The organism is Microbacterium sp. CCNWLW41, from assembly GCF_037083505.1.
Genome location: NZ_JBAOJP010000011.1, coordinates 161336 through 181502 on the forward strand (window position 1 = coordinate 161336; position 20167 = coordinate 181502).

At 72.0% G+C, this 20167-nt stretch carries 16 protein-coding genes; 10 read left to right on the top strand and 6 right to left on the bottom strand.

Features of this window, described 5'->3' with window-relative positions; genetic code table 11:
* The first annotated feature begins 16 nt into the window (after positions 1-16).
* Positions 17-1042 carry a UDP-glucose 4-epimerase GalE gene (galE, locus tag V6R91_RS30640; RefSeq protein WP_336398475.1) on the top strand — a complete coding sequence of 342 codons (1026 nt, stop codon included), beginning with the start codon at positions 17-19 and terminating at the stop codon, positions 1040-1042.
* 64 nt (positions 1043-1106) lie between these two features.
* Here the strand turns inward: galE and V6R91_RS30645 are convergent, their stop codons facing one another.
* From V6R91_RS30645 to V6R91_RS30660, 4 genes are read right to left on the bottom strand one after another with little or no spacing between them, the layout of a single operon-like run.
* Positions 1107-2096 carry a glycosyltransferase family 2 protein gene (locus tag V6R91_RS30645; protein ID WP_336398476.1) on the bottom strand — a complete coding sequence of 330 codons (990 nt, stop codon included), beginning with the start codon at positions 2094-2096 and terminating at the stop codon, positions 1107-1109.
* Entirely contained in the window at positions 2093-4003 is a 1911-nt protein-coding gene (locus V6R91_RS30650; RefSeq protein ID WP_336398477.1) for a glycosyltransferase, read from the bottom strand. The genes V6R91_RS30645 and V6R91_RS30650 overlap by 4 nt, the downstream gene beginning before the upstream one ends.
* A 56-nt stretch (positions 4004-4059) precedes the next feature.
* Complete coding sequence (locus tag V6R91_RS30655; protein WP_336398478.1) at positions 4060-5415, bottom strand: O-antigen ligase family protein; 1356 nt, start codon at positions 5413-5415, stop codon at positions 4060-4062.
* On the bottom strand, positions 5412-6845 hold the full coding sequence (locus tag V6R91_RS30660) for an O-antigen ligase family protein (protein ID WP_336398479.1): 1434 nt from the start codon (positions 6843-6845) through the stop codon (positions 5412-5414). Before V6R91_RS30660 ends, V6R91_RS30655 begins: the two co-directional genes overlap by 4 nt.
* Before the next feature lie 130 nt (positions 6846-6975).
* On the opposite strand from V6R91_RS30660, the gene manA reads away from it, so the two are divergent.
* The 4 genes from manA (at position 6976) to V6R91_RS30680 (ending at position 13000) form a co-directional block, all read left to right on the top strand.
* Positions 6976-8127 carry a mannose-6-phosphate isomerase, class I gene (gene manA / locus V6R91_RS30665; protein ID WP_336398480.1) on the top strand — a complete coding sequence of 384 codons (1152 nt, stop codon included), beginning with the start codon at positions 6976-6978 and terminating at the stop codon, positions 8125-8127.
* A 182-nt stretch (positions 8128-8309) separates the two neighbouring features.
* Positions 8310-8636, top strand: a complete 327-nt coding sequence (locus V6R91_RS30670) for a WhiB family transcriptional regulator (RefSeq protein ID WP_194397809.1) — start codon at positions 8310-8312, stop codon at positions 8634-8636.
* An 87-nt stretch (positions 8637-8723) separates the two neighbouring features.
* Positions 8724-11585 (top strand): glycosyltransferase family 2 protein, encoded by a 2862-nt coding sequence (locus tag V6R91_RS30675; protein ID WP_336398481.1) that lies wholly within the window; start codon positions 8724-8726, stop codon positions 11583-11585.
* Positions 11582-13000 carry a DUF5719 family protein gene (locus V6R91_RS30680; RefSeq protein WP_336398482.1) on the top strand — a complete coding sequence of 473 codons (1419 nt, stop codon included), beginning with the start codon at positions 11582-11584 and terminating at the stop codon, positions 12998-13000. The genes V6R91_RS30675 and V6R91_RS30680 overlap by 4 nt, the downstream gene beginning before the upstream one ends.
* Before the next feature lie 47 nt (positions 13001-13047).
* On the opposite strand, the gene V6R91_RS30685 is transcribed toward V6R91_RS30680, so the two are convergent.
* Positions 13048-13488 (bottom strand): metallopeptidase family protein, encoded by a 441-nt coding sequence (locus V6R91_RS30685; RefSeq protein WP_336398483.1) that lies wholly within the window; start codon positions 13486-13488, stop codon positions 13048-13050.
* A gap of 79 nt (positions 13489-13567) precedes the next feature.
* On the opposite strand from V6R91_RS30685, the gene V6R91_RS30690 reads away from it, so the two are divergent.
* A complete protein-coding gene (locus V6R91_RS30690) occupies positions 13568-13774 on the top strand; it encodes a DUF3499 family protein (protein ID WP_109210080.1) in 207 nt (68 codons plus the stop codon).
* A 39-nt stretch (positions 13775-13813) separates the two neighbouring features.
* Complete coding sequence (ahcY, locus tag V6R91_RS30695) at positions 13814-15313, top strand: adenosylhomocysteinase (RefSeq protein ID WP_336398484.1); 1500 nt, start codon at positions 13814-13816, stop codon at positions 15311-15313.
* 24 nt (positions 15314-15337) lie between these two features.
* On the opposite strand, the gene V6R91_RS30700 is transcribed toward ahcY, so the two are convergent.
* A complete protein-coding gene (locus tag V6R91_RS30700; protein ID WP_336398485.1) occupies positions 15338-16210 on the bottom strand; it encodes an RDD family protein in 873 nt (290 codons plus the stop codon).
* 16 nt (positions 16211-16226) lie between these two features.
* Between V6R91_RS30700 and V6R91_RS30705 the strand changes: the two genes are divergently transcribed.
* Genes V6R91_RS30705 through katG form a run of 3 tightly spaced genes read left to right on the top strand, consistent with a single transcriptional unit; the run spans position 16227 to position 20113 of the window.
* The gene (locus V6R91_RS30705; RefSeq protein ID WP_336398486.1) at positions 16227-17222 is read left to right on the top strand and encodes a stage II sporulation protein M; all 996 of its coding nucleotides are present in this window, start codon (positions 16227-16229) and stop codon (positions 17220-17222) included.
* Positions 17223-17270: 48 nt separating this feature from the next.
* A complete protein-coding gene (locus tag V6R91_RS30710; RefSeq protein WP_336398487.1) occupies positions 17271-17759 on the top strand; it encodes a Fur family transcriptional regulator in 489 nt (162 codons plus the stop codon).
* 41 nt (positions 17760-17800) lie between these two features.
* Positions 17801-20113: a catalase/peroxidase HPI gene (gene katG / locus V6R91_RS30715; RefSeq protein ID WP_336398488.1), complete on the top strand. Its 2313-nt coding sequence runs from the start codon at positions 17801-17803 to the stop codon at positions 20111-20113.
* The last annotated feature ends 54 nt before the right edge of the window (positions 20114-20167 follow it).

Here is a 20167-nt window from a genome sequence, read left to right on the forward strand (position 1 = left end):
CTCGTAGGCTTGTCGGATGCGAGTCCTTCTCTCCGGCGGCGCGGGCTACATCGGCGCGCACACAGCGGTCGCTCTCATCGAGGCCGGGCACGAGGTCATCGTCGTGGATGACATGTCCAACTCCTCGCCCGAGGCGATCGCCCGTGCCGGATCGCTCGCCGGCGCGGAGATCCCTCTTCTGGGCGCGGACGTGCGGGACGAGCCGCGGGTGCGCGCGTTCGTGCAGCAGCACGGCCCCGTCGACGCCGTCGTCCACTTCGCGGGCCTCAAGGCGGTCGGCGAGTCGGTCGCGCAGCCGGTGCGCTACTACGACGTGAACATCGGCTCGGCCGTCGCGGTGCTGAGGCTCATGGCGGCCGAGTCGATCCCGACGATCGTCTTCTCCAGCTCGGCGACCGTCTACGGCAGGCCCGAGACACTTCCGCTGCGCGAGGACTCGCCGACCGGGATCGACCTGGCCAATCCCTACGGCAAGACCAAGCGCATCGTGGAGGAGATGCTGAAGGATGCCGCGGCGGCCGACCCGCGCCTGCGCGCGATCGCGCTGCGGTACTTCAACCCGGTCGGCGCCCACCCCAGCGGCCGGATCGGCGAGGATCCGTCGGGCACGCCCAACAATCTCATGCCGTACGTGGCGCGGGTCGCGGTGGGCAGCCTCGAGCGTGTCGGCATCTTCGGCGACGATTACCCGACCCCCGACGGCACGGGCCTGCGCGACTACATCCACGTCCTCGATCTCGCGGCCGGTCACGTCGCCGCGCTCGAGCGCGCACGCGAGGGCTTCGAGGTCTACAACCTCGGAACCGGCGTGCCCGTCAGCGTCCGCGAGCTCATCGCGGCCTTCGGGCGCGCGGCGGGCCGGCAGATCCCCACGGCCGTCCTGCCGAGACGCGCAGGGGACGTCGCCGCGTCGTACTGCGATCCGTCCAAGGCGCGCGAGGCGCTCGGCTGGTCGGCCACGCGCACGATCGACGAGGCGTGCCGCGACTCGTGGAGATGGCAGTCCCAGAATCCGCGGGGCTACGCACCCTCCCCGCGGTGACGCGACCGTCCGCCACCACAGGGGCGGGCGGCTCCCCCGAGGGATCGCTCCTGCGGCTGCCGTCTCAGCTCTCGGCGGACGCGGTCTCCAGCGGCGGCATCGGCCGCCACGAGGCATCCTTCGAGATCCTCCGGCCGTCGCGCAGTCCCCGGAAGAGGTTCGACGTGCCCCGCACCGTCCGCTCGACGAACACGAGGCGGATCAGCTCCTTGCCGAAGGTGAGCGCGGTCCCGAGCGCGAACAGCACCGGGTTGTAGACGCCGAGCTCGCGGTAGTACTTCTTGATGTATGCCCGGTTGCGCATGATGTAGTAGCGGTAGGCGTTGCTGGACGCGTTCATGTGGCGGATGCCCATGTCCCACTGCTTGATCTCGCGTGTGCGTCGGAGCACGAACTCGTCCACGATGACGGACTGCGTCACGCGCGAGGCCAGCCAGCCGTACATCTGGTCGTCCCAGTAGATGAAGAAGCGCGGGTCCGGCAGGCCGATCTGGCGCACGACGTCCCGGTGGATGAACATGCCCTCGAAGCATCCGGAGTTCATCGGCTTGTAGCCGGATCCGTCGAAGCCGGCCGGAGCGAAGGGGATCGGGATGCCCATCGGCTCGGCGATCCGGTACTGCCAGTAGAAGGCGCTGCCGTCGTAGTCGTAGCGGCGGCCCTGGATGCTGCGGAACCGCGCCGACCACTTGCCCATCTTGGCCAGGCCGTCGGGGAGGACCTCGACGTCGTCGTCCATGAGCCAGATCCACTCCGACCCCAGCTCGTACGCCAGGCGCATGCCTTCGCTGAACCCGCCGGACCCGCCGGTGTTGGTCTCCATCCGGCGGTAGACCAGGGTGCTGGGCTCGAGCGCCTCGCGGAACGACTCCACGACGTCGGCGGTGTCGTCGGTCGAGGCGTTGTCGACCACCACGATGTGGCCCGGCTTGGGCTGCATCTCCGTGATGCTCGTGAGCAGGCGCGCGAGCAGGCCGGAGCGGTTGTAGGTGACGATCGCGATCGTCGCCGTCGTCGGGTCGAATCCCTGCGGCCGGGGACCGGCGCCGCTCACGACTCTCCCTCGAACGTCCGCTTCCAGGCCTCGGGAGAGGTCAGCTCGGCACTGGCCGCACGGTAGCGCTCGGCCAGCTGCGGCCACTCGCGCCGCAGACGGCGGTGCAGCCTCAGGGAGTCCAGGATCATCCCGCGGAACTTCCTGCGATCGCGGGTGTAGATGTTCTTCCCGGAGCCGTCGGCGGAGTTCACCAGGGCGCTGTCGTACAGCGGGAGCCGCCACCAGTGCGCGTCGCCCTTGCCGAACTCGACCTCGGGCTGCGTGAGGTTCTCGGGCTTGGGCGCGTGGATCCAGTGCGACACGAGCGTGGAGAGGGTGAACCAGCGCAGCCGCAGGCCCGTCGGGCTGTCGAAGCTGTGCTGCTTGAGACGCTTGAAGACGAGGCGGCCGCGGCGGGAGCGCAGCGCGACGCCGTTCTCGCGGTGGATGACGGTCTCGGGGTACTCCTTGGCCAGCGCGCGGGCCGCGGGCATCGCGGTGGCGAGATTCGCCCGCATGTGCGCGGGACCCGACAGCACGTCGCGCAGCGCCCGGTGACGCAGGGCCACGGGGTAGTACTGCATCATCATCAGGTGCTTGAGGTCCACTCGCCGACTGTGCCGGATGAGGGTTCCGCCCTTCGGCGCACCGGAGTGGAGCAGTCCGGCGACGATGCGGTTGCGGGCGTGGAAGTACGCCTGCCAGTCGATCGAGTCGTCCTTGCCCACCCAGGAGACGTGCCACAGCGCGACTCCCGGCATCGACACCGTCGGGTAGCCGGCGTCGCGGGCGCGCAGGCAGAACTCCGCATCGTCCCACTTGATGAAGGCGGGAAGCGGCAGACCGATCTCACGGATGATCGAGACGGGGATCAGGCACATCCACCAGCCGTTGTAGTCGGCGTCCAGGCGCATGTGCAGCAGCGGCGACTGCCGGAGGTTCGCCACGCTGAAGTCGTGCGGAAGTTTCTCCTGGTACAGCGCACGCCACATGAACGGCCCGTCGTCGACGACCTCGGCCCACGCGTGGAGCTTGGGCCGGTCGAGCAGGTCGAACATGTGCGCGCCGACGATCGTCGGCACCGTGGCGTACCGCCCGAAGACGACCGATCGCCGGATGGACTCGGGCTCGATCCGCACATCGTCGTCCAGCAGTTGGACGAAGTCGCTGTCCGGGCGCGACAGCGTCTCGGACATCGCCCGGGCGAACCCGCCCGAGCCGCCGAGGTTCGGCTGCGTGATGATCTGGAGGGTGTCGCCGAGGCGCGCCGCGACGTCGTCGTACTCCGGCTGGGCGTCGACGCGGCGATCGCCCTGGTCGATGAGGAAGATCCGGTCCACGACGTCGAGCACCTCGGGCGAGTCCGCCAGGTTCATCAGCGTCCAGATGCAGTAGTCCGGCTTGTTGTAGGTCGTGATGCCGATCGACGCCTTGCCCTCGCGGACGGGGTCGAGCTCCGTGGTCCACTCGGCGCCCTCGAAGAGCGCCGTCTTCTCATCGGCGACGATGTCGAACCAGATGAAGCCGCCGTCGCTGTACTGGTCGAGCACGAGGTCGAAGGTCGACGTCTGCGCGCCCTCGACCTCGCGGGTCTCCAGCCGCTGCTTGACGCCGCCTCCGTTCGAGCGGTAGACGAGGATCGTCGCGGGGCCCACCGTCCGCACCGTGAGCGTCACCTCGCGGACCGACGTCCAGTGCTGCCAGTACGACGCGGGGAACGCGTTGAAGTACGTGCCGAAGGACACCCGCCGTCCGGCGACGATCCTCGCCGACGTGCGGCTCACGATGTTCCCGAGCTGCGCGCGGCTGGACACGCGCACCGGCTCCTCGTCGATGACCGACCACGTCTCGGGGTCGACGTAGAGGGGGAGCAGGTCGGGATCGCGGTCGAGGGGGAAGACGACGTTCTGAAGGACGTGGGTCACGGGGGAATCTCCGGGAACGAGGCGGCGGGCGCCGAGACGTCGGGCCGGAGAGAAGCCTACCCCGCCGTCCCGTGCGGTCCCTGGTCGTGGGGAAGCCCCGAGCCGCTCGCGCCCGCCCCGCCGCCGGCATCCGTCCCGCTGTCCAGCCGCTCGCGCCACGAGCGGGACTGGCCCGCGCGCACCGCGCACAGCACGAGCATCAGCCAGCCGAGGCCGGTGAGCGTGAAGCTCTCGAACATCGAGTCGACCAGGAGCGCCACGAGGATGAGCGGCGTCCACGCGTACACCACCGAGCGACGCTCGCCGGCGACCAGCCACGCGCGCGCGAGGGCGAGGGCGCCCAGGGCGAGGAACAGCACCAGCCCCACCCAGCCGAGCTGCAGCGCCACGTCGAAGTAGGCGTTCAACCCGGTGGCGTGGTCGGCGTCGACCCAGAAGTTGATGGCGTTGAAGGGGTACTCCCGCGGGTCCCACACACCGAACCAGCCGAATCCCTGCACGGGCCTCTGCCGCAGGATGTCGACCATGAAGTTCCAGAGGTCGACGCGCATGGAGAAGTCCGTGCCGGCCCCGAGCAGGGCGATGATCGGATGCCGCGCCGCATAGCCGACGAAGACGCCGACGACGACCAGGGCGCCGAGAGCGAGCTGCAGTCCGGCGCGACGCTCGGGGCGCGCGTGGCGCACGAGCGCGAGGGCGCCGACGGCCAGGCCCACGGCGAGGGCGAGGACGACGACCGTGGGGGAGTCGCTCAGGGCGGCCAGGCCGCCCGCCAGCACGACGGAGGCCACCGACACGCCGGGCGCGACGGACTGCGTGCGGTACTCGATCAAGAAGGTGATGAGAGCGAGCACGGCGACGAAGCCGAGGAGGTTGCGCGTTCCGAAGATGCCCTGGACCGGGCCCAGCTGTGCGAGGTTGCCCTGCACGCCGAGGAAGCGGAACGGGACGTCGAGCAGGATGCCGGAGAGCACCTCGACGGCGAGGGAGAGGCCCAGGAGCACGCGGAGCACGTCGCCGAGGGCCCGGACGGTCTGCAGCGTGTCCCGCACGTGGCCGATCACCACGCCCAGGAAGGCGATCGCGGCCATCGAGACCCAGCTCCAGAACGAGGTGGTCGGCTCGCCGCTCCAGAAGACGCTCGCCAGTGCCCAGCCGACGAACACGACCACGCTCGTGGGCACCAGCCGCAGGAGCGAGACCTCGCCCCGGCGCACCATCATCACCGCCGCTCCCAGCACGCACAGCCCGGCGACCACGGTGACATAGGTGACGTGCCCGGCGATGCGCTCGATCGCGAAGGACGCGAAGACGGTGCCGAAGACGGTGACGGTGAACGCGCGGGCGAAGGACGCCGAGTTCAGCAGCGCCCCCGGCCATCCGGGTGCCGTCGGCGCGGGCGAGTCGCTCACGCGCCCGGCCCCGGGCGGTCACGGGGGACGGACTCGTCCGGGCGGACGGCCTCACCGCGCTCGATCGCGGCCGATTGCTCGGCGGGACCGACCCCCACGTGCGGGGACTGCTTGATCTTGCCGCCGAGCATGACGACGAAGAGCCAGCCCCACAGCAGCAGCGGGCTGGACTCGGCCAGCCCCTGCACCAGGAGGATCGCCCCCACCAGCGTGGGCAGCAGGGTCAGCGGCGAGTACGGGCGGTCGGATCGGAGATCCCAGCGCGGCCGGTCGACGGCGAAGAACCACGAGCGCCAGATGAAGGCGAAGAAGAGCAGCGCGAGCAGCACCACGCCGACGATCCCGAGCTGCATCGACACGTCGATCCACATGCTGTGCGCCTGCATGACGGTCTGGCCGTGATCGACCACCCAGCCGTCGAACGCCGGATCCGACGGGATCCACGGCGTCGCGTAGCCCCAGCCGACCCACGGCCGCTCCGCGGTGCGGGCCAGCACCGCGTCCCAGATGCGCTCCCGGCCGGTGAGGTCGGCGCTGCGTCCCAGGGCGCTGAAGACGGCATCCCGCAGCAGCCAGAGCGCCACCAGGCCACCCACGCCCACGACGAGGTATCCCAGGTAGAACTTCGTCCGCTCGCCCGGCTTCGTCGCGCGGCGCATGAGGAGCGCGGTGACCAGCACCACGGCCACCGCGGCGGCGGCGAGGTAGGCCGTGGCCGAGGACGCGCGGACGAAGAGGAAGGCCGCCGATCCGATCCAGATCCACAGTGCCACGCGGCGGGGCGCGCCCGCGGCCAGCCGGATCGCGAAGACGATGATCGCCAGCAGCGCCACCGGGCCGAGCAGGTTGGCGTTGCCCATGATGCCCTGGATGCGCTCAGGGAAATCGAAGAGGTTGTTCCGCGACCAGTACTCGATCGGATCGTCGGCCTTCTCGACGACCCAGCCGGGCATGATCGGCTCGCCGATGGCGACCGACACCCACAGCTCGAAGAGGATCGACAGCGCGACGACCCACTTCAGCGCGGACGCGACCGCACCCACCAGCTCGCGCCACGTCAGGACGCTGCCGATGAAGAGCGCCTGCAGGGTCGTGATGTACAGCAGCAGCAGGGTGATCGCCGTGGTCTGCGGCCATGCCGACCACGCCAGCGACGCCGTCGCCCACACGACGTAGGCCACGACGAACCAGGGCAGGCGGCGCCACTGCACCGGAGGGCGGACGACGATCCACAGCACCGCCGAGAGGACGCCGCCGCCGATGGTCACGACGGCCGCCGGAAGCTCTCCGAACGCGTTGACCCATGCCGTGCCGGACAGCGACATGAACAGGACGAAGATGCACCAGCCGCGCAGCAGCAGGTGGCCGGTCTTCTCGCGGACCGGCGGTCCGGGCGGCGCCGACGCCGGATGCTTCGAGTGGACGGCCATCGCTCTCAGAGTACCCGCGCGACCCCGTCCGCCCCGCCGCTCGCAGGACCCCGCGCCGCGCGACCGGAGGCGGGTCCGCGGATGACGCACGGCGAGGAGGGGTGCGAGGGCCGTGGCTAGGCTGAGGCGCGTGCTGATTCCGCTTGCGAACGACCCCCGCGACTACGCGTGGGGCTCCCCGTCCCTGCTGGCAGAGCTCGAAGGGCGCGAGCCGTCCGGCCGCCCCGAGGCCGAGGTGTGGTTCGGCGACCACCCGGGGGACCCGGCCGACACCCCGGACGGGCGCACGCTGGACCGCTGGATCGCCGAGGACGGCGCCGCCGTCGGCGTGGACGGGCCGCTGCCGTACCTGCTGAAGCTCCTGGCTGCGGCATCCGCCCTGTCCATCCAGGCGCATCCCTCCATCGCCCAGGCAGAAGCCGGCTTCGCGCGCGAGGAGGCCGCCGGGATCCCCCGGGACGCGGGCGAGCGCACCTACCGCGACCGCAACCACAAGCCGGAGCTCATCGTGGCGCTGAGCGAGACCTTCCGCGCGCTGGCGGGGCTGCGCGAGATCGACGCGACGCGCCGCCTCGTGCACGAGCTGGGTGCGGGAGCGGCTCCGCTGGCCGACAGGCTCGCCGATCCGGATGCCTCGCTCGCGGCCGTCATCGGCTGGGTGCTGTCGGACGGCGCCGACGCGGCGAAGGAGATCATCGCCGCCGCGGTCGCCGCCCGCTCCGACGAGTTCGCCGCCGAGCTGGAGCTCGCCCGCGCGCTGGACGAGGCGTTCCCCGGCGACCCCGGCATCGTCGTCGCGCTGTTGATGAACCTCGTGACCCTGCGCCGCGGCGAGGGGCTGTTCGTGCCGGCGGGGGTCCTGCATGCCTACCTCGAGGGGCTCGGCGTGGAACTCATGGCAGCCAGCGACAACGTGCTGCGCGGCGGCCTGACCCCCAAGCACGTGGATGCCGCGGAGCTGGTCGGCGTGCTCGACCCCGCGCCGGGCCTTCCGCCCGTGATCCGGGCGCGGCCGGTCGGCGACGGCGTCGGTCGCTACGACGTCCCGGTCGAGGACTTCGCGCTGCTGACCGCCTCGCCGCGCGACGACGCGGGCATCGACGTGCCGCTCGAGGGGCCAGCGATCGCCCTCGCGACCGGCGGCGCCGTCACCGTGTCGGGTCGCGCCTCGGGCGGACGGGCGGAGCTGGTGCCGGGCGCCGCGGTGCTCGTCACCCCGGACGAGCGGGGAGTGCGCGTGTCGGGCGAGGGTGAGCTGTTCATCGCGCTGCCGGGGCGGTGAGGACGCCCCAGGGCGGCTTTCTCACCGGACCGTTACACAGTGCGACACGCCGTCGGCGCGTCGTGAAGGTTCAAGAGTCGGTTGAGCCTTTACTATCTGCGACTTGACCTCACCGAACTACACGGGTGTAATTAGCCGTACACGCACCAGCGTGGAGCAGGATCTCGGGGGGTGAGAACGACATGACGGTTTCGCAATTCCGTTCCGGCGTTCCCGACGACTGGTTCGTCGATCCGGTTCAACTGGGGGTTCCGGGGGTACGCCGCAACGTCGACGCGGAAGAAGACAATCCGCTCGCGTGGCAGACCGACGCACTCTGTGCGCAGACCGATCCGGAGGCGTTCTTCCCTGAGAAGGGCGGCTCCACCAGAGATGCCAAGCGCATCTGCACGTCGTGCGACGTTCGGGGGGAATGTCTCGAGTACGCGCTGCAGAATGACGAGCGGTTCGGCATCTGGGGCGGGCTGAGCGAGCGGGAGCGTCGCAAGCTGAAGCGCCGAGCGGGCTGAACGCACGCCCGGGCCGACCGGTCCGATCCGGTCGGCCCGGCGCGTTCGCCCGGCGTGACGGATCTGCACGCCTAGGCTGACGAAGACATGCCCGCCGACACGCCGAACAGAGTCCACGCCGTCCTGGTCGTGCGTCCCGACGGGCGCACTCCGGCCGCGTTCCATCTCCGCCGGAGCCTCGCGGCGCTCGGACAGCAGTCGCGTTCGGTCGACACGCTGACCGTCGTCGTCTGCGGCGGCGACGACCATCTGTTCGAGGTCGCCGATGCCGGCAGGCCAGACGTCATCCTGCGCGCGCCGGCGTCGACCGGATTCGCCGCCGCCGTGGCGCAGGCCACGGACGATCTCGGCGACGGCGTGGTATGGCTCCTGGCCCAGGACACCGCACCCGAGCCGGACGCGCTGGCGCGACTGCTCGGCGCGCTGGAGCGGTCGCCGTCGGTCGCCTTCGTCGCCCCCAAGCTCGTGCGGTGGGACGACCGCTCCGAGATCGTGTCCCTCGGCGTGGGCATGACGCGCTTCGGGCGCTCGGTCGGGCTCGCCGACGACGAGCTGGACCAGGGTCAGCACGACGCCCGCGAAGACGTGCTCGGCACCGACGTGCGCGGCATCCTGATCCGCGCCGACGCCTGGAAGCGACTCGGCGGACTCGACCGGGGCCTCGCGGGCGCGGACGAGGGATTGGATCTGGGGGTGCGCGCACGGCTCGCCGGCGGGCGCGTCTCGCTGGTGCCCAGCGCGCTGGTCGCCGTCGCAGGGGACGGCGTGGCAGGCCTTCCCGTTCCGCTCACGCCGCAGCGGCGGCGCCGAACGGCGTACGCCGTTCGCCTGGCGCAGCTGCACCGCCGCCTCGTGTACGCGCCGGCGCCGGCGGTGCCGCTGCACTGGCTGACGATCCTGCCGCTCGCGGTGTGGCGGACCATCGCGGACCTCGCCCGCAAGCAGCCGGGCCGCATCGCGCCCGAGTGGGCGGCGGCCGCCGTCGCGCTCGTCGGGTTCGCGTCCGTGTGGCGCGGGCGGCGGCGCCTGCGCAACGCCCGCACGGCGTCGTGGGCGCTGCTGGCGCCGCTGCGGACCAGTCAGGCCGAGCTGCGCGAGCGGCTGGACGACGAGCCCGAGGTCGCGATCGGCGGACACCGGCGCAGCGACCTGCGGTTCTTCTCCGGCGGCGGCGCGTGGCTGGTGCTCGCGGCGCTGGTCGGATCCATCGCCGCCTTCCCCGCGCTCCTGGCCTGGCCGGTGCTGGGCGGGGGAGCGCTGCAGCCCCTCACGACGACGGTGGGGCAGCTGTGGAACGACGCGGCTTTCGGGCAGCGTGCCCTCGGCCTTGCGACCATCGGGCCGGCCGACCCGTTCGCGGCGGTCGTCGCCGTCCTCGGCTCGCTCTCGCCGTGGGCGCCGTCCCGCGGGCTCGTGCTGCTGTGGATCGCCGCGCTCCCGCTCGCCGCTCTGGGCGGATGGTTCGCGGCGACGCGCGTCACCGAGCGCTCGGGGCTCCGACTCCTCGGCGGCGCCGTCTGGGCGCTCGCTCCCACCTTCGTGATCGCCCTCATGCAGGGCCGGCCGACCGGTGTGATCCTGCACCTGCTCCTGCCGTGGCTGTTCTACGCCGGCTCGGTCGCCCACCGCTCCTGGGCGGGTGCGGGTGCCGCCTCGATCCTGCTGGCCGCCGTGCTCGCGACCGCGCCGTCCCTCGCCCCCGCGATGGCGCTGATCTGGATCGGCGCGGTGCTGCTGGCCGTCTTCGGCCGGGCGGGGCACGGCGTGGCGCGGCTGATCTGGGCGCTCGTGCCCACCATCGCCCTCGCGCTGCCCCTCGTCTGGCACAGCCTCGCGGGCGGCAGCGCCTGGAGCCTCGTGGCCGACCCCGGCGTCCCGTGGCCGGGACCCCAGGTCGCGGCGGACGCCGCTGGTCGGGCCCTGCTCGCGGCGGGCATCCCGACTCCCGACCTCGCCGGATGGGCAGCGCTCCTCCCGGAGGGCCCGACGTGGTGGGTGCCGCTGCTGAGCGTCCCGCTCGCGCTCCTCGCCCTGGCGGCCCCGCTCACGCAGCGCTGGGCCGTGGGCACCGGCCTCCTCGTCGTGACGGCGCTCGGACTGGCGACGGCCTTCGCGGCCGCGGGCGTGTCGGTCCAGTTCATCCAGTCGCTCACCGTGCCGCTGTGGCCGGGAACCGCGCTGAGCCTCGCCTGGCTGGGAGCGCTCGGCGGCGCGCTCGTGGCACTGGATGCCGGGCTCGCGCCGCGGGTCGCCCTCGTGCGGGGCGTCGCCGCCGCGCTCGTCTTCGGGTGCGCCGTGGTGCTCGCGCTGCCCTCCCTCACCGCGTTCACCCGCGGTGCGGCGACGCTCGCCAACGGCCCGGCCAGCACCCTCCCGGCGTTCGTCGCCGCGGAGGGCCGCGAGGATCCGGACGTCGGGACGATCGTGCTGACCCCGCAGGCCGACTCCGGTGTCGCCGCCCAGGTGGTGTGGGGCGCGAGTGAGACGATCGGCGGCCAGACCACCCTGCTGTCCGCCCGCACAGAGCCCACGGCGCAGGACGCCGAGCTGGCCAGGCTCGCCGCGGACCTCGTGACGCCGTCCTCCGAGGACGTCGTCGCGCAGCTGGGCGAGAGCGGCATCGGCTTCATCCTGCTGGCGCCGGCCACACCGCCCGAGACCGACGCCGCCCGCACGGTGCGCCTGTCGGCGATGACGGCGCTCGGTCAGCGCGAGACGCTCGTGGTCGTGGGCGACACCGCGAAGGGCGAGCTGTGGCGCGTCGTCGACGAGGTGGCCGAGCGGCCTGGGGAGCCGGCATCCGTGTCGATGATCGCGTGGTGGATCGCCGCCGCGCAGCTCGTCGTCTTCGGCATCGCGCTGCTCCTGGCCGTGCCGACGGGCGCGTCGCTGCGCCAGGCGCGGCGCACGCCGCGGATCGTGGGACCGCACTGGCAGGAGGGACGATGAGCGACCGACGCGTGTTCCGGTGGGCGACCTCGAGCGCCCGCCTCCTCATCGGCACGGCGGTGTCGATCTGTGCCGCGATCGCGGTGGTGACGGCGGTCTGGCTGCCGTGGCCGACCCTCGCGCGCTCGCCGCTGGAGGTGACGGCCACGCCGGCGCCCGCGGCGTCGATGATCGTGTGCGACGGTGCGCTCCTGACGATCGGGCGGGACCCGACCGACGCCGACGCCGTTCAGGTGGCCGTGCCGCAGTCCGTCGTCGGCGGCGTGGCCGAGGGTGAGCCCGCCGACGAGGAGCGGCTCGAGACGGTGGACGTGGGCGAGGGCCCCGTCGCGTTCGTCGCCCAGCCGGTCGGCGACGAGGCGGTGGACATCGCCGCCACCGGCTCCGCCACCGCGGCGGAGCCCGACCTCGCCGGATTCGCCGCGTCGGCGTGTCGCCCCCCGCTGCTGGACTCGTGGCTGGTGGGCGGGTCGGCGACGACGGGTGCGGCGGATCTGGTGCTGCTGTCGAATCCGGGGACGGTGGCGGCGACCGTGCAGCTCACCGTGTACGGCGTCGACGGGCCGCAGGTTCCCCCCGGCGGCTCGGACCTCGTGATCGCCCCCGGCACGCAGCGGGTCATTCCGCTGGCGGGCCTCGCGCTCGGCGAGGAGACGCCCGTCGTACGGGTCTCCGCGGTCGGCGCCCCCATCCACGCCTCGCTGCAGGCGAGCATCATCCGCACCCTCACGCCGGGCGGGGTCGACCAGGTCGGCCCCGTGCCGCAGGCGGAGACCCGCACCGTGATCACCGGCGTCACCGTCGAGCCCGACACCGGCGAGGACGACGGCGCGGCAGAGGCCCCGGCGGAGGCCACCGTGCTGCGGATGCTGTCGCCCTCTGCCGCGGCCACCGCCCGGGTCACCGTCAATGCGGTGGGACGTGCGGAGTCGGTGCGCGAGCCGCAGGAGGTGGCGCTCGAAGAGGGACGCCCGCTGGCGTTCGCGCTGGACGGCCTCAGCACCGGAACCTACACGGTGACGGTGGAGGCGGACGCCCCCGTCGTCTCGGCGGTCTGGCAGACCACGGGCGTCGAAGAGGGCGACGACTTCGCGTGGTACACGCCGTCGCCCGAGGTCGCGGTGCCGTCGCTGTTCGCGACGCCCGGCGGCCCGACGCCGACGCTCTCGATCGTGAATCCCGCCGCGGAGGCCGTCACCGTCGGCGTGGTCGCCGCCGACGGCGGCTCGACGATGGACCTCACGGTTCCCGCCCTCGGATCGGTGTCCGTGCGTCTCGCTCCCCGCACGCTGTACCTGTTCGAGCCCGACGCGCCGGTGCGGGCGGGGCTGACGTTCGCCGGCGACGGCGCGCTCGCCGGCTTCCCGATCTGGCCGGCCGACGTCGCCACGCCGGAGATCGTCGTCTACCCGTGAGCACCGACTCGCATCAACGCTCCTTCGTCGCATTGATCCGAGTCGCGTCAAAAGTACCGGAAGCGCTCCGGCCCGAGATCCCACGGGTCGCGGTCGAGGTACTCCGCCGCGGCCCGGAACACGGCGCCCTCCACGAGCATGCGTCGATGCAGCTCGTCGTCGCGGTGCAGGTGGCTCAGCCGCTCGATGGGGAGCCGGTACAGGATGATGCGTCGCTCGGCGGGCAGGACCGTCCAGCGGGGGATGCCGTCGGCGCCGGTCGCGGCAGGCATGTCGGCGACCTCGAACCGCACGTCGCGCAGCTCCGACCAGGCCGAGCGCAGGAACTCCGCCGCCGTTCCCACGGACAGGTCGAAGCGGTCCACGCGGGTGTCCAGCGGGGGCAGCGGCGGTCGGACGACGGAGCTCCGCCCCTCGCGCCCGTGGCGTCCGTGTCGCGACGCCCGCCGCGCCACGCGGTCGCTGGTCCGGGTCCGACGCCACGCCATGCCCCCATCCTAGGTCTCGCGCAGGTCGCCGCGGCGCGGCATCCGTCGCTCCCGTCGATGGGGCAGTAGCGTCGAGCCGATGCGCGAGAGAGTCTGCTCCAAAGTCGGCTGCGCCCGTGAGGCGGTGTCGACGCTCACCTACGACTACGGCGACCAGATGGCGGCTCTCGGCCCCCTCGGCGCGGTGGGCGACCCGCACGCGCACGACCTGTGCGCGATCCACACCGACCGGCTCTCGGTTCCCAAGGGCTGGGTGGTGGTGCGCCACGAGACCCTGCGCGCCTGAGCCCGTTCGTGCGCCGGATCCGCATGGGAGAATGGGCGGATGCCGACCCACACCTCTGTCGCGCCCGCCGGCGCCCCCGCTGCTGAGGCAGCAGCCTCCGCTTTCGAGTTCGAGGTCGCCGACCTCTCGCTGGCCGAGGCGGGACGCCACCAGCTGCGCCTGGCCGAGAACGAGATGCCGGGCCTCATGGCGCTGCGCGAGGAGTTCGGTGCGTCGCAGCCGCTGAAGGGCGCCCGCATCGCCGGGTCGTTGCACATGACGGTGCAGACGGCCGTGCTCATCGAGACCCTGGTCGCCCTCGGCGCGCAGGTGCGCTGGGCCAGCTGCAACATCTTCTCCACCCAGGACGAGGCGGCCGCGGCCGTCGTCGTCGGTCCGGCCGGCACCGTCGACGCGCCGGCCGGCGTGCCGGTGTTCGCGTGGAAGGGCGAGACCCTCGAGGAGTACTGGCGCCTCGCCGACCGCATCTTCGACTGGTCGGCCGAGGGCTTCGACGGCCCGAACATGATCCTCGACGACGGCGGTGACGCGACCCTCCTCGTGCACAAGGGCGTCGAGTTCGAGAAGGACGGGGCGGTGCCGGATGCCGCGCCCGGCGACCCGGCCGAGTACCGGATCATCCTCGACACGATCCGCGCGAGCATCGCGCGCGATCCGCAGCGGTTCACGCGTATGGCAGCGGACCTGCTGGGCGTCACGGAGGAGACCACGACAGGCGTCCACCGCCTGTACGAGTTGGCGGCATCCGGCGATCTGCTCTTCCCGGCGATCAACGTCAACGACTCGGTCACGAAGTCCAAGTTCGACAACAAGTACGGCATCCGCCACTCGCTCCCCGACGGCATCAACCGTGCGACCGACGTGCTGATGGGCGGCAAGGTCGCCTTCGTGTGCGGCTACGGCGACGTGGGCAAGGGCGCGGCCGAGGCGCTGCGCGGGCAGGGCGCCCGCGTGATCGTGAGCGAGGTCGATCCGATCTGCGCGCTGCAGGCCGCGATGGACGGCTACCAGGTGGCGCCGCTCGCCGATGTCGCCGGCCAGGTCGACATCCTCATCACGGGCACGGGCAACAAGGACGTCGTCACCGTCGACGATCTGCTCTCCCTCAAGCATCTGGCGATCGTCGGCAACGTCGGGCACTTCGACAACGAGATCGACATGGCCGGGCTCGAGTCGCTCCCCGGCGCCGAAAAGGTCGAGATCAAGCCGCAGGTGCACGAATGGCGCCTGCCCAACGGACGCAGCGTGCTCGTGCTGAGCGAGGGCCGGCTGCTCAACCTGGGCAATGCGACGGGGCATCCGTCATTCGTCATGAGCGCCTCCTTCACCAACCAGGTGCTCGCCCAGATCGAGCTGTTCACCCGGCGCGACGAGTATCCGACCGCGGTGTACACGCTTCCCAAGCACCTCGACGAGAAGGTCGCTCGCCTTCACCTCGACGCCCTCGGGGTGAAGCTGACCACGCTGACCGAGGAGCAGGCCGACTACATCGGCGTTCCCGTCCAGGGGCCGTACAAGCTCGACCACTACCGCTACTGAGGCATCGCGCCGCAGCGGCGCGGATCAGCGCTCCGGGAAGCCGCGCGGCGGGGACGCCGCCGGTCCTGACAGGGCGTCCGCGCGGGCGGTCTCCAGCTGCAGCGCCCGCAGCTCGCGATCGCGACGCAGCGCCATCACGCCGATGAGGAACGTCTCGGGATCGACGGGCGGCACCGGCGAGACGTGCTCAGCCGCCTCTCGTGCGAGGGATGCCGCCACCCGCGTGCGCGCGGCCGGCTGCATGCTCGTCGCCGACCGCGAGAACTGCGAGATGCGGCGCGAGAGCGGCTCGGGCAGCCGGGCGACATCGGCGACCGCCGCCCACCCGGTGAGGGCCGGCGGAACGCCGATCCACGCGTCGGGCAGGCGGGGCGTGCGCGTGCGCTCGGAGTAGGTGCCCGCGACGAGGTCGCCGAGTCGCTGCGACCGCGGCGTGAACGCGCCGACGAGGGCGGCGACGGCGCCGAGCGTGAACCACAGCTCGAAGACGCCGACGAGGGCGCGGATGAACGCGTGCCGGAAGCCCGCCGCTCCGCCGTCCGTGCGGACGATGCGCCCGCCCACGGCGAGGCGGCCGAGGCTGCGGCCGTGCGTGGTCGTCTCGACGACCGTCGGGATCACGACCATCACGAGAACGAGCACGACGATCGTCAGGATCGGCACCACCGTGCTGTCCACGGCCCCTACGCCCACGAGCCAGAGCATCCCCCACGCGAACAGCAGCAGGATCGCGACGCCGATCAGCATGTCGATCAGTACGCCGAGCGCCCGGAGGAAGAAGCCCAGCGGCTGGACGTCCAGCGCGACCGCCTCGCCGGTGAGGACCTCGTCCTGGTGGATGTCGACGACGGCGCCGCGGGAGACGCTCGGCGGCGGGACGGACGGCGGAGCGCTCATGGCTACAGTAAAGCGCATGGACCTCGACGCGCTCACGGCCGCCCGTCGCCAGGAGTGGGCCCGGCTGGACGAGCTCAGCCGCGCGCGGCGCCTGTCGGGCGCGGAGGTCGACGAGCTGGTGACGCGGTACCGGGCGGCATCCGCCGATCTCGCCGACGCGAAGACGTCGGCCGGGCGGAGCATCCAGAGCGACCACGTGTCGACCATGCTCGGCAGGGCGCGGCTGCGGCTCACCGGCGCCCCCGAGAACGTCATGCGGCAGATCCCGCGGTTCTTCGCGCTCCAGCTGCCGGCGGCGCTGTACCGCGTGCGCTGGACGACGCTCGTCATCGCGGCGGCGTTCCTGATGGTCGTCACGATCGTGGCCCTGTGGGTCTCGCAGGACGCCGCGCTCGTGGCGAGTCTGGGCAGCCGTGCGCAGCTCGAGCAGTACGCCGAGAACGACTTCACCGAGTACTACAGCGAGAACCCGGCAGCCGTGTTCGCCGGCACCGTATGGACCAACAACGCCTGGATCGCGGCGCAGTGCGTGCTGTTCGGCATCACGGGCGTGTGGCCGGTCATGGTGCTGGTCCAGAACGCCGTCGGCGTCGGCACCGCCGCCGCCGTGATGACGGCGTTCGACCGTGCCGACGTCTTCGTCCTCTTCATCCTCCCGCACGGCCTCCTCGAGCTGACCTGCATCTTCGTCGCCGGCGCGGCCGGGCTGCACATCTTCTGGGCCTGGGTGGCGCCCGGCGCCCGCTCGCGCGGCGAGGCGCTCGCGGCGACGGGCCGCTCGCTGGCCACGATCGCGATCGGGCTCGTCATCGCCCTCGGCGTCTCCGGGCTCATCGAGGGCTTCGTCACGGCGCAGCCCTGGCCGTGGCCGGTCAAGATCGGCATCGGCGCGGCCGCGCTCGCGCTGTTCCTCGTCTACATGCTGGTCGTGGGACGCCGCGCGCACCGGCTGGGGGAGACGGGCGACCTCACCGAGTACGAGACGGGCACCCCGACGCTCGTCGCCGGCTGAGCCATTACCACTGTTTTGAATGACTCAAAACAAAGCTACGATGAAGGGGTGACTCCGGCCCCCCACCTCGACGCTGCGCACGTCGACCCGATCGCGCGGCTGCGCGCGGCCGGCCTGCGGGTGACCGAGTCCCGGCGCGCGGTCGTCGCCGCTCTCGTCGAGCGTCCGCACGCCAGCGCGGACGAGCTCTACGGCGTCGTGGCTCGCACGGTGCCCGGCACGAGCCTGCAGTCCGTCTACAACGCACTGGGCGACTTCGTCGACGCCGGACTCGCGCGCCGTATCGAGCCGGCGGGTCGACCCGGCCTGTTCGAGCTGCGGGTCGACGACAACCACCACCACCTCATCTGCTCGCGCTGCGGCGCCGTGCAGGACGTCGACTGCGTGGTGGGCGAGGCGCCGTGTCTCACGCCCGCCGACACCCACGGCTACGCGCTGCAGGTCGCCGAGGTGACCTTCTGGGGCGTGTGCCCCGCGTGCGCGGCGGAGGACGCCGGCGGCGCCGCCCCCGGGCGCGCCGTGCCCGCCGCATCCTGACTCACTCCGACCCGACAGCCCATCCCGATTGGAAGGAAGCCATGACCGACAGCAACGAGATCATCCCCGAGATCGGTGAGGACCTGCCCAACACCGACCAGGCGGTCACGCCGATCGACACCCCCGTCGACGAGCGCGAGGACGGCGAGACGCGTCCGCGCCCGAATCTCGACGAGTCGTGCCCGGTCATCCACGGCGGCGGTCAGCCGCACCCGACGACGGGCAACGCGAACAGCGTGTGGTGGCCGAACCAGCTGAACCTCAAGATCCTCGCCAAGAACCCGGCCGTGGCGAACCCGCTCGGCGACGACTTCGACTACAAGGCCGCCTTCGAGGCGCTCGACCTCGCGGCGGTCAAGGCCGACATCGCCCAGACCCTCACCACCTCGCAGGACTGGTGGCCGGCCGACTTCGGCAACTACGGTCCGCTGATGATCCGCATGGCCTGGCACAGCGCGGGAACGTACCGCGTGACCGACGGCCGCGGTGGCGGCGGGGCCGGCCAGCAGCGCTTCGCGCCGCTGAACAGCTGGCCCGACAACGTCAACCTCGACAAGGCCCGCCGCCTGCTGTGGCCGGTGAAGAAGAAGTACGGCCAGTCGATCTCGTGGGCCGACCTGATGATCCTCGCCGGCAACGTGGCGCTCGAGTCGATGGGCTTCCGCACCTTCGGGTTCGCCGGCGGTCGTGCCGACGTGTGGGAGCCCGACGCCGACGTGTACTGGGGCCCCGAGACCACCTGGCTCGCCGACGAGCGCTACTCGGGCGAGCGCGACCTCGAGAAGCCCCTCGCCGCCGTGCAGATGGGACTCATCTACGTCAACCCGGAGGGGCCCAACGGCAACCCCGATCCGCTCGCGTCGGCCCGCGACATCCGCGAGACCTTCGGTCGCATGGCGATGGACGACGAGGAGACCGTCGCGCTGATCGCCGGCGGCCACACGTTCGGCAAGACCCACGGCGCCGCGCCCGACACGAACGTCGAGGACAACCCCGAGGCCGCCGGCCTCGAGCAGCAGGGCCTGGGCTGGAAGAACAACCACGGCACCGGGCACGGCGACGACACCATCACCTCGGGTCTCGAGGTCACCTGGACCTACCACCCCACGCGCTGGGACAACGAGTTCTTCCACATCCTCTACGCGTACGACTGGGAGCTCATGCGCAGCCCCGGCGGCGGCCACCAGTGGCGCCCGGTCAACGGCGGCGGCGCCGACATGGTGCCGATGGCCCACTCGAACGGCCGGCGCGAGCCCCGCATGCTGACGAGCGACCTCGCGCTGCGCACCGACCCCGAGTACGACAGGATCTCGCGCCGCTTCAAGGACGACCCCGAGGCGTTCGCCGACGCGTTCGCGCGGGCGTGGTTCAAGCTCACCCATCGCGACATGGGCCCGATCGACCGCTACCTCGGCCCCGAGGTCCCGGCGGAGGAGCTCCTGTGGCAGGACCGCGTCCCGGCCGTCGACCACGAGCTCATCGACGCGGCGGACGCGGCGGCGCTCAAGGCACGGATCCTCGACTCCGGTCTCACCGTCACGCAGCTCGTCGAGACGACGTGGGCCGCGGCATCCTCGTTCCGCGGCAGCGACAAGCGCGGCGGCGTCAACGGCGCCCGCATCCGCCTCGCGCCGCAGAAGGACTGGGAGGTCAACAAGCCCGCCCAGCTGGCGACGGTGCTCGCGCAGCTCGAGCAGATCCAGGCCGCGTTCAACGACGGCCGCACCGACGGCAAGAAGGTGTCGCTGGCCGACCTCATCGTGCTCGCCGGCAACGCGGCGGTCGAGAAGGCTGCCGAGGACGCGGGCGTCGAGGCCGAGGTGGTCTTCCACCCCGGTCGCACCGACGCCACGCAGGAGCAGACGGATGCCGCGTCGTTCGCGTTCCTCGAGCCGGCGGCGGACGGATTCCGCAACTACTACGGGCCGCAGGCGTTCATGCCCGAGGAGCACCACCTCATCGACCGCGCGAACCTGCTGACGCTCAGCGCGCCGGAGATGACCGTGCTCGTCGGCGGGCTTCGCGTGCTCGGCGCGAACTGGGACGACTCGGACTACGGCGTGTTCACCGATCGCAAGGGCGTTCTCACGAACGACTTCTTCGTGAACCTGCTGGACCTCGGCACCACCTGGAAGCCGCTCGACCCGGGCTCGCACGCCTTCTCGGGCGCCAAGGACGGCTCGGGCGAGCCGGTCGGCATCGGCACCCGGGTCGACCTGCTGTTCGCGTCGAACTCGGAGCTGCGTGCCGTCGCCGAGGTGTACGCCTCCGACGACGCCACCGAGAAGTTCGTGCGCGACTTCGTCAAGGCGTGGGGCAAGGTCACCGAGCTCGACCGCTTCGACCTCGTCTGAACGACGGCCACGACAGAGCGGCCCGCCCCCCATGGGGGGGGGGCCGCTCCGTCG

Excerpts from the sequence above, each read along its gene's own strand:
- ahcY (WP_336398484.1), top strand. The coding sequence starts at position 13,814 with ATGCCGACCCACACCTCTGTCGCGCCCGCCGGCGCCCCCGCTGCTGAG.
- katG (WP_336398488.1), top strand. The coding sequence starts at position 17,801 with ATGACCGACAGCAACGAGATCATCCCCGAGATCGGTGAGGACCTGCCC.
- V6R91_RS30680 (WP_336398482.1), top strand. The coding sequence starts at position 11,582 with ATGAGCGACCGACGCGTGTTCCGGTGGGCGACCTCGAGCGCCCGCCTC.
- V6R91_RS30660 (WP_336398479.1), bottom strand. The coding sequence starts at position 6,845 with ATGGCCGTCCACTCGAAGCATCCGGCGTCGGCGCCGCCCGGACCGCCG.
- V6R91_RS30705 (WP_336398486.1), top strand. The coding sequence starts at position 16,227 with ATGGACCTCGACGCGCTCACGGCCGCCCGTCGCCAGGAGTGGGCCCGG.
- V6R91_RS30690 (WP_109210080.1), top strand. The coding sequence starts at position 13,568 with ATGCGCGAGAGAGTCTGCTCCAAAGTCGGCTGCGCCCGTGAGGCGGTG.
- V6R91_RS30700 (WP_336398485.1), bottom strand. The coding sequence starts at position 16,210 with ATGAGCGCTCCGCCGTCCGTCCCGCCGCCGAGCGTCTCCCGCGGCGCC.
- V6R91_RS30685 (WP_336398483.1), bottom strand. The coding sequence starts at position 13,488 with ATGGCGTGGCGTCGGACCCGGACCAGCGACCGCGTGGCGCGGCGGGCG.
- galE (WP_336398475.1), top strand. The coding sequence starts at position 17 with ATGCGAGTCCTTCTCTCCGGCGGCGCGGGCTACATCGGCGCGCACACA.
- V6R91_RS30675 (WP_336398481.1), top strand. The coding sequence starts at position 8,724 with ATGCCCGCCGACACGCCGAACAGAGTCCACGCCGTCCTGGTCGTGCGT.
- V6R91_RS30670 (WP_194397809.1), top strand. The coding sequence starts at position 8,310 with ATGACGGTTTCGCAATTCCGTTCCGGCGTTCCCGACGACTGGTTCGTC.